1 protein-coding gene is annotated in these 790 nt (G+C 78.1%); it reads right to left on the bottom strand.

Going from position 1 to position 790, the window contains the following annotated elements; translation table 11 throughout:
• Nucleotides 1-790 (bottom strand): FUSC family protein (locus tag ACVMLK_RS21195; protein WP_457487563.1); only part of this gene is annotated, 790 nt, incomplete at both ends.

The following is a 790-nucleotide window of genomic DNA, read 5'->3' as shown; positions in this document are numbered from 1 at the left end:
GCACCGCCGCCGCCGCGCAGCCGGCGCCGCCCAGCAGACGCAGCGCATCGCCCAGGCGCAGCACGGCGAGCCCTTCCGCCGCCCGGTCCGGAGCCTGCTGCGTCAGCCGCAGCACGCGGTGATCGAGCCGTGCCCGCCCCCGCGCCAGGGCGGCGGCATCGCGCCTCGCTGCCAGGCCCGCCAGATCGCGCCGGAGCGCCACCGGCAGGCCGCGCAGCCGGTCCCCGCGCAGCAGCCAGAAGATCGACAGCGTGGCGGCGATGCTGAGGGGGATGGCCAGCCCGCCCTGCACCAGCATGGCCGGCGTGCCGTGCAGGGGCAGCATCGGCTGCGCGGCCAGCATGAAGACCATGTTCGCGTCCATGGCGGGCTTGCCGAGGACCGGATGCGCCTGGGCCAGGCCGCCCAGCGCCATGAAGGGCGCCAGGGTCAGCAGCAGCTGACCCATCCCGGCCTCCTGCGGCAGCAGGACCAGACGGCAGAGCAGCGCCGCGGCGAGGCCGGCGCAGGCCCCCATCAGCACGCCGCGCAGCGCCGCGACCGGCTGCGGATGCCCCGAGAAGGCGCTGGCGAAGATGCTGCCGCCCATCACCAGGAACGGCCCGAAGCTCCAGCCGCTGAGCAGCCAGGCGGCACCCAGCAGCCCGACGGCGGCCACGCCGCGCAGGGCTGCGGCCAGGGCGGCGGGCCAGTCGCGGTGGAAGGGCATGCGGCGCGGCGGCGCGGCGGGCGCGGAGTCCAGCGCCGCCAGGGCCTGGCGCAGCGCCGCCTGCAGGGCGCGCCCGGTGGC

The organism is Teichococcus aerofrigidensis, assembly GCF_054073225.1.
Note: the sequence above shows the minus strand (reverse complement) of the source record. Positions and strands in the feature narration are given on the sequence as shown.